The sequence below is a fragment of the Deinococcus rubellus genome (assembly GCF_025244745.1).
GTDB classification, from domain to species: Bacteria; Deinococcota; Deinococci; order Deinococcales; family Deinococcaceae; genus Deinococcus; species Deinococcus rubellus.
On record NZ_CP104213.1, the window covers coordinates 630,355 to 643,998 of the forward strand.

Here is a 13,644-nt window from a genome sequence, read left to right on the forward strand (position 1 = left end):
CATTTTCCTACTCCGCCATCACCTCACCGTAAATCTCCAGATAGCGTTTGGCGGGCCCCTCCCAGGAGAAGTCGAGCGGCAGGCCGAGTTTGGCCCTGGCGTTCCAGGTTCGCGGCTTAGTCACCAGGGCGGCGGCGCGGCCGAGCGCTTCCAGAAACGCCTCGGGGGTCGGATCGTCAAACAGAAAGCCGATCTCCTCCGGCACAGTGTCGGCCAGGCCCCCGGTGCGGCGGGCCACCGGCGGGGTGCCGTAGCGCAGGGCGATCATCTGCGACAACCCGCACGGCTCGAAACGGCTGGGCATGGCGAAGGCGTGCGCCCCGGCATACAGGCGGTGCGACAGAGCCTCGTTCATGCCGGTGGCGTGGCGCACTCTGGGCGAGCGGCGTGCCCAGCCCGCGAAGGCGGCCTCCAGTTGCACGTCGCCGCTGCCGAGCAGCACCACGTTCCAGGTTTTGACGATTTCCGGCAGGGCCGCCAGCAGGATGTCCAGGCCCTTTTGCACCGCCAGGCGCGAGACGCAGCTCAGAATCGGGGCGTCGTCGAGCTTGAATTCTTGGCGCAGGGCCGCCACGTTGGCTGCTTTGCCGGTCATGCTGCGGTAGGGCAGTACGTGCCCGTCGGTGCGCGGGTTCCAGCGCTCCTGGTCCAGCCCATTGATGACGCCCGAGAGTCGGCCCTCGGCGAGCCGGTCTTGCAGTACCCCTTGCAGCCCCTCGCCGAATTCGGGTGTGGTGATTTCCTGGGCGTAGGTCGGGCTGACGGTGGTGACGTGCCCGGCGTAGACCAGCCCGGCCTTCATCAAATTGAGGTCACCGTAGAATTCCACGCCCTGCTCGGTGTTCAGCCACTGGGGCAGGCCGGTCCAGGCGAAGCTGTCATGGATGTTCCACCGGCCCTGGTACTGCAAATTGTGAATGGTGAAGACGCTCGGGATGTGGCGCAGGCGGGCGTGGGCGACCACCAGCCCGGCGGCCCAGTCGTGGCCGTGCAACACGTCGAAGCGCACGCCCGAGGCCGCCAGCACCGGCAAGACCAGTTGCCCCCAGGCCGAGAAGCGCCGCACGTCGTCAGGGTGGTAGATGCCGGGGCGCTTGAAGACAGGCGTCTCCAGAAACAGAAAGCGTACCCCGTCCTCCGTCAGTTCGCCCAGACGCACGTCACCGCCGCGCCAGATTTCGCGTGGTGTGCCGACCAGATCGGCGTACCAGGGCGAGAGGACGGTGGCCTGGTGGCCCAGCCGGGTGAGTTCGGCGGGCAGGGCAACCATCACGTCGGCCAGCCCACCGGTGCGGGAAAACGGATACGCCTCGGAGGCCACGTGCAGGATTCGCATGCGGGTATGCTACCCCGCCCGCTGGCAGGCGAAGAACAAGAGCGGCGGGGGTTTTGACACCTTCCAAAGGCCATGCTACTATTCATGCCGCTGGGAGAAACGGGCCATGCGCCCTGCCCCACACGGCGGCGCTGTAGCCAAGTGGTAAGGCAGAGGTCTGCAAAACCTCCACCACCGGTTCAAGTCCGGTCAGCGCCTCCAAAATTTTTTGCTCCATATCTCAGGTACAGATCCGTAGCTCAGGGGTAGAGCACTACATTGACACTGTAGGGGTCAGCAGTTCAAATCTGCTCGGGTCTACCAACAAACGCTCTCCTAGAGGGCGTTTTTCCTTTTTGTTCTTTTCCTCTTTGAGCACTGGCAGCAACGTTGGCAGCAACGCGCAGTAAAACGAAGTTATCCACAGGTCCCTGCCCAGGACTATGGATAACTTCTTCGGTCGTTGCGAGCTGGGCCGCCTCGGCTACCGCGAGCACTACGCCCTGGCCGGTGATGTGCTTAATCGGGTGGTACCCAGCCTCACCATCCTGAGCGCCGCTGAGCGCGATCTGGTCTGCGAGTACTTATACGGGCAGTTGGGTCTGATGGTTGGCGGGTGGGTAGCATGAGCGACGCCCTGATCATCCACACGACCGGGGAGGTGCAGCGCCTCCCCAGGCCCGACAGTGAGAGCGAGCAGCTGCGGCTGATTCAGATCTCGGTGGGGGGCTGGGCCGAGCGCCTGCCCTGCGCCTTCCACGCTCTCTATACCCACGAGGCCTACCTGAATGAGGACGGTCTGGACCGACTTCCGATCAACTGGCCCGCGCACCGACTGCTGGGCATGCCCGCCGAGTACATGCCGCCTTGCGGGGCCGTGATCGTCGTGCCACTGCCCGAGGGTGAAACGCAGGCTGCCGAGCGGGCGCACCCGTGCGAGTTCTTCAAGGTACTTGATGCGGTGGCGCTCGGACTGGCGACGGCAGCGGAAGCAGGGCTGGGGTCCGTGATCGACGCCCGGTAACTTTGGCGGAAGCGGTACCCCGAGCATAGGGTGCTTTTCTATTGTCCTATGCTCTTTCTATGCCCCACATACAGATCATCAGTCTGAAAGCGATTCTTTGGACCCCGAGGAAATAGCATTGTCGCCTCCAGATGTCTTTGCAAGCAAGAACCCTGCCTTCAACGAAAAATTACCCAGGATAGCCTTTGAAGTTTGGATTGACCTGCTTCTGGGGCGTGACAACAAACTAATTGACATATTTTTTAAGGGTCCACTTCGAGCCCGCGGGACCTATCTAAAGGAAATGAAGCGCCGCATCTTTAAGATGGGGATGGAAGTGGACCATCACTATGCTGGGCGGCTTGCCCAGAGGCGGGCAGAACATGCCGGTTACACAGTCAACGATAGACTCTCAGATTTCGAAGGCACCATGATTTATGGCTCTATGTGGGACCTTCCAGCGCCGGTCGCATTCGAATCAAAATGGGTGATGGATGCTCGCTCTGTCTCGTATCGCGTCCACGAATACATCTACCAAGCTAGGGCCCATGGCGCTGGGAGCTGCATGATCAGCTTTTATGACGCTCTTGGCGTTCTTGATTGGGATGAAATGGCACGTCTGGCTGAGAGGCTGTTTGAAGCCCGATTCTAGGGGTATGACCGTGTGCGTCGCCCGTCATCAAGCGCACAACCTATTCAGTAAAATACAGCTCCCAGCCGCATAAATGAAGCCCTCGGAGATTGGCATACACTCCTCGTAATCCACCTTCAGTCGTCTGAAGGTGAGGAGCCAGGCAAAGGTTCGCTCCACCACCCAGCGTTTGCGAACCACCTTGAACCCCTTCTCGCCTCGCCGTGCCATCTCCGCAGCCAATCGAAACTGCTCTTCAGTCGGTGTGTTGGTGGGCAACTGGGCGATGCCCCCGATGAGGGTGATGCCCTCATCGGGGCGACGAACCACTTCAACCTCAATCCCAGTGGTGGTTTTCGCCCAGGCTTTAAAAGGCCCACCCCCGTATCCTCCGTCCAGGTAGAGCTTTTTGACGAAGGGTGCGTCCGCTTTGAACGTATTGAGGACGAGCTTGAGACCTTCACGGTCATCAACGTTCGCGGTCGTCACGCGGCAACCGAGCAGGTTGCCGTCCGTATCCGTCGTGATGTGGCGCTTGCGGCCTTTGACCTTTTTGTTGCCGTCCCAGCCGCGATCCCCTTTTTTTGCGTCGTCTTGACGCTCTGGGAATCACCGACAGCGGCGGAAGGCTGAGCCTTCCGCCCTTTGCGTTCACGCTCGATCTTCACCAACGCTGCATTGATGGCCTTCCACACGCCTGTTTTCGACCAGAGATTGTGGTGGTAGTACACCGTTTCCCACTTGGGCAGATCGTGGGGCATCATTCGCCACTGGACGCCGCCTCGCAGAACGTACCGAATCCCGTTGACGATTTCCCGTCTGGGAACGGTTTCACAGAAGGTGCTCTCGCCTATCGGCGGCAAAAGTGGTTCAATGAGTTTCCACTGGGCATCTGTGAGGTCGCTGGGATAAAGCGGACGATCCATCAGGGCAGCTTAGCGAATTTGCTATCCCGTAGGCTTCAAACAGCCTCTGAGGAGGTCTCCACGCTGTTGCCGACGAAATTGATCAGCTTTGAGAAATTTACGGGCCGTCGGGTGCCGGTTGCCGCCTTACGCAATTTGAGCGCCTGGTCTAATCAAACGCCTGGTCTGGGGGAAGAACAGCGGAACGAATTTCAAGACCTTAGCAGGCTTGAGGAAGCTCAGCGGCGATTACGTGAACTGCCAGTTTCGTTACTGGTCGGAGCGGGCACCACGATGGCGGCTGGCGGCCCTTCCTGGTATGGGCTGATCGGCCGCCTCTGGCTTAATGAGTTGCGAGGGCGCTATGACTATCCTGCTTTGAATGACAAGCAGGCGATCGACGAAGTCGGTACCGTCTTTGGGGACTCTGTTCTTGTGCAGGCGCGTATGCTGCGACAAATCTCAGGACCTGGATTTATGGACAAAGTACGAGAGGCGACGTACCGAGGCCTTAGATGGGACGCAGCCGCACCCCGTCAGGTAGCCGCACTCGCAGCCCGACTCCAGAGTCAAGAGCGGCTACACCAGCTGATTACATTCAATTACGATGAGCTGACAGAGCACGCCCTGCACCAGCAAGACGTTCAAGCCCACCCAGTCTTTCATGGAGCCAGAGAGTGGAACCGCGGTATACCTGTACGCCATGTGCATGGGTATCTGCCGCCACCGCCAACGGTAATTACGCCAGCCCAGAAGGATTCAGTGGTCTTCGACGAAGAGACTTACCACTCACGCTTTAACCAGCCTGGACATTGGACAAATCGCATCATGCTCTCAGCCCTGACAGAAAGCTGCTGCGTTTTTGTCGGATTCAGCATGAATGATCCAAATGTACGTCGCCTCCTGGAGCAGTCACGGACCTTGGGCGAGATTCCGCATTTTGTACTTCTCCGCCAACCGCCCCTCGAGGGAGAGCCTGATCAGCAGTTGGCCCGCGCACGACTTATTCACGCTCAAGAAGACATTCTGCGGGAACTAGGTCTGAACGTCATCTGGTACAGCGGGTATGATGATCTGCCGATACTGTTGGAGCTTTTGACGCCTGAACGAAAGTCGACATGATCTAGCTGATTAATGCATAACGAGAACGCCCCCTGCGCTGCCGCAATGGCAAGCGCAGGGGGCGTTCTCGTTGCGGACTTGTAGCGCTTACTCCTGCTCAGCCGCTCGCTCCAGATTCAGCGCCAGCAGCCGCGAGAGCACCAGTCAGTGACTAGCTCTGGGCAGCCAGCGCTCAGTCTTCCACCCCGAACAGCTCTCCTTGCCGCGTTCCTTCGGCCTTCTGGAACTTACGCTCCTGAAGAAGTTGCACGGCTTGGTCATAGCTGCTGGCTACCGGCAAGGACTCTGGCTTGGCTTTGGGTGGCCGACCCCGGCGCTTCGGCGTTGCGCCGTCTGGCGCTGGGCTATCTGGCTTAGCGCCGCCCGCCTCCTTCGCCGCTCCACGCCCCCGCTTGGGCTTGTCGCCCAACGTGGCCCGCGCTGCCCGGATGCGTTCCAGCAACACTGAGGCCGGTTCGTCATTGGGGTCTTGCGGCACCAGTTCGCCCCGGAATGCCTTCGCCAGCAGCGCGGGCGTCAGGCGGTTGAAGGTGGTCAGGGCCGATTGATAACGGGCCTCGATGCGGTCTGCAATGGCGAAGAGGGCTTCAACACGGCGCACAATTTCGGTTTGTTCGGGGAGAGATGGAAAATATACTTCAATTTCCTTCATTCGGGACGCTTTAATACCTTCCACCGTAGAGCCACTGGACTGAGCTTTAAGTTCAGTTTGGAATTGAAAGCTTTGAAGGTAGATAGCCATAAATCTTCCACTAACACTACTTCTGAATTGTAGACATATGATTCTCTGGGCAAGCGCGAATTTATAATCCCAGTTTATAGAACAGACGTAACCCATTGGAGCTTCAGTTGTGATCAGCACATCACCTATACTAGGAAAGCCCCGTGTCATCCAATCAGAATAATTTCCCTCAGCTATGTACTCACGAGGCTCCAAACTCAGATATCCTTGCCTAACATTTTTTGCAGTTATTAAGGGCACACCATTTGTGGTTTTGGTCGGTGTCTTTCCACGATAATCAATGAACTTTGCAATAGTTCCGAGAGAAGCTGATTGGAGACTAATTTCCTCACCCCCACGCCACTCCCGCGTCAGTTCCCCGCTCACTGCTGCGCTCAGCACGCTCTGGCGGAAGCGTTTCAGCAGCTTCGGCACACGCTCCAGCCGCTCCCGGCCAGCCTCCACGCGGGAGAGGAGGGCGTCGAGCTTGTCAGCAATGCGGATTTGCTCAGGGAGGGGGGGAAGGGGAACCACCTCGTTTTCGACATCAGATTTTCTTAGAGATGGAACTGTGGTGGAACGTGATTTTTCGGAGAAATCAACAGTACACATAAATTTAAACAGATACTCACTATCAATTGCCCCAGATGGGACGACTCCCATCACGTTGTTGTCTATGACGCTTTCACTCAAGGCTCTGGCTCGGCGGCTTAGTTTAATTGCCTCTCCGATCTTTGCGAAAACGACAGTCCCCACAGGTATTGTCTTGCCTTTGAGTTCAACCAGATCGCTGTGTGAAATATAATTTTTTGCACCCGCTAGTAGTCCGTTGTTTTCTTTTACTGCACGTGAGATATCACCCACTTTATAGAAAGGCAAAGCTCCACTAGTTTGGCCTTGATAATCATGTGGAAAACCTATACCACTAACTACAGTCACAACTTCGCCCAAACTCGTCTCCACCCATCCTTCCGGCAGTCCTTCTCTCTCGTCGCTCATCAGGTCAGTGGTCATCGGGCTTGTCTCCTTCTTCCAGGGCGTAGAACTCGCTCAGTTTGGCTTCCAGCAGGGTCTTGTCGGGCAGCTCGGTCAGGTAGCGGGCCACCAGCGCGGGGCTGGCGCTGCGGGCCAGGGCGTACTCCACCACCTGTGTGTCGGCGCTGCGAGCTAGCAGCACGCCAATGCTGGGATTCTCGTGGGCCAGCCGGTGATCGCGGTCCAGCGCCTCCAGGTAAAAGTCGAGCTGACCCATCATGGAGGGCGAAAAGGCCGTGATCTTCAGCTCGAAGGCCACCAAGGCTTGCAGGCGGCGGTGGTACATCAGCAGGTCTATGAAAAAGTCCTGCTGGCCCACTTGCAAGCGGTATTCCTCGGCCATAAAGGCGAAGTCCGGGCCAAGTTCCAGCAGGAAGTCTTTCAGGTGGCTGACCAGCCCGCGCTGCAAGTCCTGTTCGTTGTGCGGCTGCGGCAGGTTCAGAAAGTCCAGCAGGTATTGATCTCAGCTGAAGTTGGAGATAGTAGATTGGAGAGATGACCGACCGTTGGCTACCCTCGCACCTGACCCGAACTCAACTCGAAGAACGTCGGCTGCACTTCCTCGAACTCCTCGAGACTCAAGCGCACAGTACCCAGGAACTCGCTGAGTTCTTGGGCGTCAAGGCGAGTACCATCAGCACGTGGAAACATCGCCTGCGGCACCAGGGTTCAGACGCGCTGCAGGCCACGGTGACCACGGGAAGAGCGCCAGCGCTCTGCGGGGAACAGCGGGAGACACTCAAGCGTCTCCTGTGCGAAGGCGCGCAGGTCCACGGCTTTCCTGACGCCAGTTGGAGCACCTTGCGGGTCAGAGACGTCATTGGTCGTCACTTCGATATCTGGCATCACCGCGATCACGTCCGCAGAATCCTGCACCAGTTGGGCTTTTCCCGCCAGAAGCCAGACAAACGCGCCCTGGAACAGAACCCGGACGCTGTGGCGACCTGGATTCAGACCACCCTTCCCGAGATCAAAAAAAAGTAGCTGCCGGTGCGACCCTGGTGTTCCTGGATGAAGTGGGCTTCAGTCTCAAAGGCACGGTGAAGCAGACCTGGGCGCTGCGCGGCCAGACCCCCGTGGTCCTCGGGAAAGCGAGCTGGGATAAGGTCTCAACCATCGGTGCGGTGACCACTGCTGGCCAGTTTTTCCAACAAACTCAGCACGGGGCCTTCAAAGGCCCCGATGTTATTTGCTTCCTCCAGCACATCTTGACCCACGTCCCAGGAGAGATCGTGGTGGTGCTGGACAACGCTGGCATCCATAAGTCGAAGGCCGTCACGGCCTTCGTCACAGGTGAATCTCGGTTGTCCCTGCAGTACCTCCCACCGTATGCTCCGGAACTCAATCCCATCGAGCTGGTGTGGGCGTACATGAAGCGGAACATCCTGGGGAACTTCTGTGCCCGCACCTTGCAGGAACTGAAGGCACGCCTCCGGGTTGGGTGGCAGCGCGTTCGGTATGTCCGACTCCCTGCTCGCCTCCTGCACAGCTATCTCCCATCTTGAACTTCAGCCGGGATCAATAACTGTCCTTGAAGATGCCGGGGGCGGCGGGCTGCTGTGCCTGCAACACCGGCGAGAGCTGCGCCGGACTGAGCAAGGCACGCTCGTACAGGCTGCCGTCCATCTGCCGAATCAACTCCCGCTGCGTCCAGCGGCCCTGGATGGCGGCTTGCAAGTAGAATTCGCGCTCCTGCTCGCTGTTTGACCGACTGAGAATGGTCATGTGGTTCGTCCAGCTCAATTCTCTCAGCACTGCTGAGAGTTTTGGATGCTGACTGTACGTCTCGTAGAACTGCCGCATCCGCCATAAGTTCTGAGCCGAGAAACCGCGCGAATCCGGCTGCTCCTGCGCGATCCAGGCGGCCAGCACCGTGACCGTGCCGCGCCCCCAGCCGTCCGCCTCGGTCTTGTGCTGGAGGTGTTCGCCGATTTGCCAGTACAGCCCGATCAACTCGCGGTTGACGCGGTGTAGGGCGCGGGACTGCGCCTGCCGGATTAGCGTCAGGACGGGGGCGAAGTCAGCTTCACCCGCCGCCCCGCCCGCCTGCGTCAAGACAACACCCCGGCTTCCTCCAGCGCCGTTTCGTCCTCGCCCAGCTCCAGCAAAATGGCCCGCAGCTCTTCCATCGCGCCGCTCAGCTCGGTCAGGGTCTCCTGGGCCAGTTGGGCGGGTTCGGGCAGCTCACCCTGATCGGCGCTGTCGTCCTTGAGCCATGAGATGTCCAGGCTATCGCCGCGCTCTTTGATCTGCTCGCGGCTGAACTTGCGAAAGCGCCCTGTCTCGACCGTATCCACCCGCTGGGCCAGCGCGTCCGGCCCCCCGGTGGGATCGTCACCGAAGGCCGCCTCGAAATCGGCGAAGTAGTCGCGGGTAAACGGTGTGCGCTTGCCAAACTGGGGCATGTTGGCCCGCAGGTCGTACACCCAGACTTCCTTGGTGCCGCCCTTCTCGCCGGGCGTGCGCGTCAAAAACAGCACGTTGGTCTTGACGCCCTGGGCGTAGAAGATGCCAGTGGGCAGCCGCAGGATGGTGTGCAGGTTGCACTTGTCCATCAAGTCGGCCCGGATCTGCTTGCCGATGCCACTCTCGAACAGCACGTTGTCCGGCAAGATCACGGCGGCGCGGCCATGCAGCTTCAGAGCGCGGTAGATGTGCTGCAGGAAGGCGAACTGCTTGTTGCTGGTCACGAAGGTCAGGTCGTCGCGGGTGGGCGTGCCGCCGCCCCTCTTGTTGCCGAACGGCGGGTTGCTCAGGATCAGGCTGGCCTTGCCCAGATCGCGCCCCTCGTTGCTGAGGGTGTCGCCCAGCCGGATGCCGCTGCGGGCCGGGTCGTTGGCCAGGCCGTGCAGCATCAGGTTCATCAGTGCCAGGCGGTGCGTGTCGGCCACCAGCTCCATGCCGTGAAAGGTACTTTCAAAGTATTCGTGCTGCTTGGCTTCCGGCCAGCCGTAGACGTCCTCGTGCTCACGGACGTAATGGTCAGCGGCGATCAAGAAGCCGCCCGTGCCTGCCGCCGGGTCCTGAATCACGTCGTCGCTGCTGGGCTGCATCACAGCCACGATGGCGTCGATCAGCGGCCTGGGCGTGAAGTACTGCCCAGCCCCGGCCTTCTTCTCGCCCGCGTTCTTGGCCAGCAGGCCCTCGTAGAGGTCGCCCAAACCCTCTTCCTTGGCGCTGTACCAGTCGAGCGCGTCGATGTCCGTCACCAGCTTGCTGAGGGTCGCAGGCTTGCTGATAATCGAGGAGGCATTGGTATAAATCATCCGCACCAGCGGCTCAGTGTGCTTTCCTAGGTCGATTAACGTCTGGCGGTAGTGATCGAGGCGGTCTGGGGCGCTCCTGGCTTTCAGGTCATCCCAGCGCCGACCTTCCGGCAACTGACCTTCCTGGCCGGTCTCCTTGGCCATCTTGAGAAACAGCAGGTAAGTCAGCTCGGTGACGTATTGGTGGTAGGTGACACCGTCGTCGCGCAGGTCGTTGCAGAGATTCCAGAGCTTCTGGACAATGTCGATAGTTCGGGTCATGGGTGGGTCTATTGTGCCGCATGGCTGAACTGGAACCGGCAACAGTAGGGCAATCTTTCAGGCCCCTTGCCGCCAGCTTCCGGCTTCCCAGACCTCCGTTTGAAACTGCGTCAGGATCAGTGGCAGCTCACCGCCGAAGATCACTTTGCTGAGTCGCTCGAAGCCGCCCATCTGCAAGACCACCGGATTGGTGGGCTGATCGAGTGATTCCTGATCGACGACGCCATTGGCCTTGAGCTGTCCAGCCAGCCGTTTGAGCCACTGTTGCTGGGGCGGGGTCCAGGCACGCGAACCCAGCAAGCGGGCCAGCGCGGCATCTACGCGGGCGTCGAAGGGCTGAGGCGTTTCGTTCTCGGCAGCGGCGCGAATAAAACCGATGATGCTGGCAGCGGCGTCCACCTGCTTCACGCTGGCGAAAGCGCGTTGCAGAGTTATTTCACTGAACCCCTCCTGGTCTAGTGCCCGTTTCAGGTCATGCAGGCTGCTGCGGGTCAGACTGCCCGGCCTGGTCAGCACCGTCAGCAGGGCGGGCACACGGTCGCGGTTGTCCTGCACATAGCGCGTGAAGCCGCTGAGGTAATCCTCAGCCCGCACACCGCCCGGATACTCCTGCACCACGGCGGTCACGTGGTCTTCGTGGTCGCTGATAAAGATCGGCTGGCCGCCCCGCGTGCGTCCACTGTCCAGAATCTCCATGACGACCTGCTGCTTGGCGATAAAGGCGGGCAGGGCGTCCGGCTCCAGTTGCCGCAGTCCGGCCAGGTACGCTTCCATGGTCTGCCCCGTCTCGCCCTCGAAGGTGTCGCGGGCAGCGGGCGTCAGTCGGTTCTTGATGCGCCCCAGCTTGGCGCTCAGCTCGTCGCGCAGCAGGGCGCGGGCCTCGCGGGTCGGCGCACTGGCAATGTCGCCCAGCAAGGTGGAAAAGGTGCGCTTGGGCTGTGTCACCACCGGCTGCATGGTGCTGAAGTCCGCGATGGCCTCGTACGCACGCACCGCGTCGTAAATGCGGAAGGTGGTCTTGCCGATCTCGTCGCAGCGGCGCGTGGCGCGGCCCAGCATCTGCTCGAACAGAATGCGGCTCCCCACCCGCCTCAGAAAGACCAGATTGCTGATACGCGGCACGTCGATGCCGGTGGTCAGCAGGTCCACCGTCACGGCCACGGTGGGCAGCAGCTCGTTGCGGTAGCGGCGGGTCAGCTCCAGCGGACGGTCGCTGGCCCCGGTGATCTTGACCACCGCACTGTCGTCCACTTCTCCGTAGACCTCGCGGAAGGCGTCTTTTAGGAGCTGCACCACCTCGTCGGCGTGGCGGTCGGTGGCGCAGAAGATCAGGGTCTTCTCGGGGCCGTGCGGGTTGAGCTGCTGGGCCAGTTCGGCGGCCACTGCCCGGTTAAAGCCCTGCGCGATGACCTTGCGGTTAAAGTCCTGCACTTCCAGGCCAATGTCGTCGGGAGCCTGATACAGCTCGGTCGCGTCCGCGCCGGGCGTATAGGTGGCAATCTCCTCGCCGCGTTTCCAGTGAATGCCGTTTTCGCTGAGCTCGGTCTTGATCAAGATGGGCGGATCGTGGTCAATCAGGTAGCCGTCTAGCACGGCCTCACGGTAGGTGTAGGCGAAGACGGGCAGGCCAAAAATCTGGGTGGTGTGCAGGGCAGGCGTGGCGGTCAGGGCGACTTTCACAGCGTCAAAGTGTTCCAGCACCTGCCGGTACTTGCTGACGTAATCAGCCTCGCTGCGCCAGCCCAGCTCGGCCTCAGCCAACTCCTTGTCCAGGGTGTAGCCCCGGTGCGCCTCATCCACCACGATCAGGTCATAAGTGCCCACTGACGGCGGAGACTCTCCCAGCACACGCCGTACCAATCCCTGCACGGTGGCGACGTGGACGGACGTTTCCGTATCTATGGAGCCGCCGTCGATGGCCGTGAGGTTAAATGTTTCGGCGAAGGTGCGTGTACCTTCCAAGCGGGTGGTCTTGAAGTCGTTTCCCGCCTGCTCACCCAGCGTTTCGCGGTCCACCAGAAACAGCACGCGCCGGAAGCGACCAGCTTTCAACAGCCGGTAGATCAGGGCGATGGCCGTTTTGGTCTTGCCGGTGCCAGTGGCCATCGCCAGCAGCATCTCCCGCTTGCCGCCCGCGACGGCTTGCTCGACGGCTTTGATGGCGTCTTTCTGGTATGGGCGCAACCCGACGGTGTAGTCCAGCGGCTCAGCGTCCAGAGCGCTGTCCGCCGCTTCGGTGTTCTGCTCCAGCATGGCCCAGAGTTCCGCCGGGGAATGCCAGCCGGGCAGAGGATGGGCTGGATTGACGCCGCGCCGCGTGTCCCTGAACCAGATCCCGCTCTCGGCCTGAAGCTGCGCCAGGTAAGCGCGTCCATTGGTGGCATAGAGAAAGGGAACGAAGTAAGCATTGGCGGCCTCTCCCCAGGGTCCGAAGGGCAGCGTCAGGCCGGGCATGCCAAGCCGGAAGGTGCGGCTGTAGCGGGCGGCCTGCTCCAGGCTGCCCATGACGGCCTTGTTCTTGCGTTTGGCCTCCACCACCGCGACAGGCGTCATGCCCACGAATAGAGCGTAATCGGTGGGGCCGCTGGAGGTGGGCCACTCGGCGATGGCGAGGTTGCGGCCTTTGGCCGGACGGGTCCCGTTGGCGTACGTAAGCGCCGCTGTGTCCACTTCCCACCCGGCGGCGCACAACTGGGCGTCGATCAGTTGACGGGTCTGGGCTTCGTTCAGATCCAAGTGGTCGGCGGCGCGGCGGCCCCGCGCAATGATGGTCGCGGTGTCGCGGGGCGCGGCGGCCTGCTGCTCGGCCAATCGGCGTTCGGCTTCGGCCCGGCCTGCCTCGGCCTGGGCCAGCAGCGCTTTCAGGCCAGCCGCTTCGGCTCCCGGTTGTTGCAGCACCTGGGGTTCAAGAAAGTCGCCGCGCTGGTATGCCGGGTCGTGAAAGGTCCGCATGAGCCAGACGCCCACGATCCAGGCGAACTTCAGCAGTTCCAGGGCCTGCTCACGTTCGCCCGTGAAGGCGTGGTTGGCCGCGTTGCCACTGCGCCGCATCACGGTCAGGAGTTGCCAGACTTCTTTGGGCAGGACGCCTTCCCGCTGCAACTGGGCGAGGCGGACTTGCTGACTTTCATCGGGGTCACCCAGCTGGCCTGACCGGGCGGCCACCACCTGCGAGAGCAGTTCACCAAACTGCCGGATCTTCAGCAAGGCGGTGTTGGGATCGTCAAGGTAGTATTTTTCAGCCAGGGCACCCATCAGCGCCAGCTGCGGCTCGTACGGAGCCAGGAAGCTGAAATTCCCCTCAAGCATGGTGGCCTGTGTCCTTCAGGCAGTAGGGCATGCTTACAAGGTAAGGGATTCGGGCTGAACAGTAAGTCACAATGAT

Annotated in this window: 13 protein-coding genes and 2 tRNA genes; 7 read left to right on the forward strand and 8 right to left on the reverse strand. The window is 60.7% G+C overall.

Features of this window, described 5'->3' with window-relative positions:
- Positions 1 to 7 precede the first annotated feature (7 nt).
- Positions 8 to 1,336, reverse strand: a complete 1,329-nt coding sequence (locus N0D28_RS03355; protein ID WP_260560973.1) for a glycogen synthase — start codon at positions 1,334 to 1,336, stop codon at positions 8 to 10.
- A gap of 127 nt (positions 1,337 to 1,463) precedes the next feature.
- Between N0D28_RS03355 and N0D28_RS03360 the strand changes: the two genes are divergently transcribed.
- From N0D28_RS03360 to N0D28_RS03380, 5 genes are all read left to right on the forward strand, one after another.
- Positions 1,464 to 1,537 (forward strand) — tRNA-Cys (locus N0D28_RS03360).
- A 27-nt stretch (positions 1,538 to 1,564) separates the two neighbouring features.
- Positions 1,565 to 1,639, forward strand: a tRNA-Val gene (locus N0D28_RS03365).
- Positions 1,640 to 1,758: 119 nt separating this feature from the next.
- Positions 1,759 to 1,944 carry a hypothetical protein gene (locus tag N0D28_RS03370; RefSeq protein ID WP_260560974.1) on the forward strand — a complete coding sequence of 62 codons (186 nt, stop codon included), beginning with the start codon at positions 1,759 to 1,761 and terminating at the stop codon, positions 1,942 to 1,944.
- Entirely contained in the window at positions 1,941 to 2,339 is a 399-nt protein-coding gene (locus N0D28_RS03375; RefSeq protein WP_260560975.1) for a hypothetical protein, read from the forward strand. The genes N0D28_RS03370 and N0D28_RS03375 overlap by 4 nt, the downstream gene beginning before the upstream one ends.
- A gap of 97 nt (positions 2,340 to 2,436) precedes the next feature.
- Positions 2,437 to 2,970, forward strand: a complete 534-nt coding sequence (locus tag N0D28_RS03380) for a hypothetical protein (protein ID WP_260560976.1) — start codon at positions 2,437 to 2,439, stop codon at positions 2,968 to 2,970.
- Between the two features lie 27 nt (positions 2,971 to 2,997).
- Here the strand turns inward: N0D28_RS03380 and N0D28_RS03385 are convergent, their stop codons facing one another.
- On the reverse strand, positions 2,998 to 3,477 hold the full coding sequence (locus N0D28_RS03385) for a transposase (protein ID WP_260561831.1): 480 nt from the start codon (positions 3,475 to 3,477) through the stop codon (positions 2,998 to 3,000).
- Positions 3,435 to 3,875, reverse strand: a complete 441-nt coding sequence (locus tag N0D28_RS03390; RefSeq protein ID WP_260559548.1) for an IS5 family transposase — start codon at positions 3,873 to 3,875, stop codon at positions 3,435 to 3,437. The genes N0D28_RS03385 and N0D28_RS03390 overlap by 43 nt, the downstream gene beginning before the upstream one ends.
- A gap of 66 nt (positions 3,876 to 3,941) precedes the next feature.
- Here N0D28_RS03390 and N0D28_RS03395 point away from each other — a divergent pair, with 66 nt between their 5' ends.
- Positions 3,942 to 4,976: an SIR2 family protein gene (locus N0D28_RS03395; RefSeq protein WP_260560977.1), complete on the forward strand. Its 1,035-nt coding sequence runs from the start codon at positions 3,942 to 3,944 to the stop codon at positions 4,974 to 4,976.
- Positions 4,977 to 5,148: 172 nt separating this feature from the next.
- Here the strand turns inward: N0D28_RS03395 and N0D28_RS03400 are convergent, their stop codons facing one another.
- Both N0D28_RS03400 and N0D28_RS03405 read right to left on the reverse strand, forming a co-directional pair.
- Positions 5,149 to 6,711 carry a restriction endonuclease subunit S gene (locus tag N0D28_RS03400; protein WP_260560978.1) on the reverse strand — a complete coding sequence of 521 codons (1,563 nt, stop codon included), beginning with the start codon at positions 6,709 to 6,711 and terminating at the stop codon, positions 5,149 to 5,151.
- Positions 6,701 to 7,141: a PDDEXK nuclease domain-containing protein gene (locus tag N0D28_RS03405; protein WP_260560979.1), complete on the reverse strand. Its 441-nt coding sequence runs from the start codon at positions 7,139 to 7,141 to the stop codon at positions 6,701 to 6,703. The genes N0D28_RS03400 and N0D28_RS03405 overlap by 11 nt, the downstream gene beginning before the upstream one ends.
- Positions 7,142 to 7,227: 86 nt before the next feature.
- Here N0D28_RS03405 and N0D28_RS03410 point away from each other — a divergent pair.
- A protein-coding gene (locus N0D28_RS03410) for an IS630 family transposase (RefSeq protein WP_376777651.1) occupies positions 7,228 to 8,237 on the forward strand; the annotation gives its coding sequence in 2 pieces (ribosomal slippage) (positions 7,228 to 7,702 and positions 7,702 to 8,237; 1,011 coding nt in all).
- A 13-nt stretch (positions 8,238 to 8,250) separates the two neighbouring features.
- Here the strand turns inward: N0D28_RS03410 and N0D28_RS03415 are convergent.
- Genes N0D28_RS03415 through hsdR form a run of 3 tightly spaced genes read right to left on the reverse strand, consistent with a single transcriptional unit; the run spans position 8,251 to position 13,568 of the window.
- Positions 8,251 to 8,787, reverse strand: coding sequence for a DUF1016 N-terminal domain-containing protein (locus N0D28_RS03415; protein ID WP_260560981.1), 537 nt, complete (start codon positions 8,785 to 8,787; stop codon positions 8,251 to 8,253).
- Entirely contained in the window at positions 8,784 to 10,259 is a 1,476-nt protein-coding gene (locus tag N0D28_RS03420) for a class I SAM-dependent DNA methyltransferase (protein WP_260560982.1), read from the reverse strand. The genes N0D28_RS03415 and N0D28_RS03420 overlap by 4 nt, the downstream gene beginning before the upstream one ends.
- Positions 10,260 to 10,316: 57 nt before the next feature.
- Positions 10,317 to 13,568: a type I restriction-modification system endonuclease gene (gene hsdR, locus N0D28_RS03425; protein WP_260560983.1), complete on the reverse strand. Its 3,252-nt coding sequence runs from the start codon at positions 13,566 to 13,568 to the stop codon at positions 10,317 to 10,319.
- Between the last annotated feature and the right edge of the window lie 76 nt (positions 13,569 to 13,644).

What these genes read in the sequence shown, in the direction of transcription:
- N0D28_RS03400 (WP_260560978.1), bottom strand. Translation starts at nt 6,711, where the DNA reads ATGACCACTGACCTGATGAGCGACGAGAGAGAAGGACTGCCGGAAGGA.
- N0D28_RS03370 (WP_260560974.1), top strand. Translation starts at nt 1,759, where the DNA reads ATGGATAACTTCTTCGGTCGTTGCGAGCTGGGCCGCCTCGGCTACCGC.
- N0D28_RS03375 (WP_260560975.1), top strand. Translation starts at nt 1,941, where the DNA reads ATGAGCGACGCCCTGATCATCCACACGACCGGGGAGGTGCAGCGCCTC.
- N0D28_RS03420 (WP_260560982.1), bottom strand. Translation starts at nt 10,259, where the DNA reads ATGACCCGAACTATCGACATTGTCCAGAAGCTCTGGAATCTCTGCAAC.
- N0D28_RS03390 (WP_260559548.1), bottom strand. Translation starts at nt 3,875, where the DNA reads ATGGATCGTCCGCTTTATCCCAGCGACCTCACAGATGCCCAGTGGAAA.
- hsdR (WP_260560983.1), bottom strand. Translation starts at nt 13,568, where the DNA reads ATGCTTGAGGGGAATTTCAGCTTCCTGGCTCCGTACGAGCCGCAGCTG.
- N0D28_RS03355 (WP_260560973.1), bottom strand. Translation starts at nt 1,336, where the DNA reads ATGCGAATCCTGCACGTGGCCTCCGAGGCGTATCCGTTTTCCCGCACC.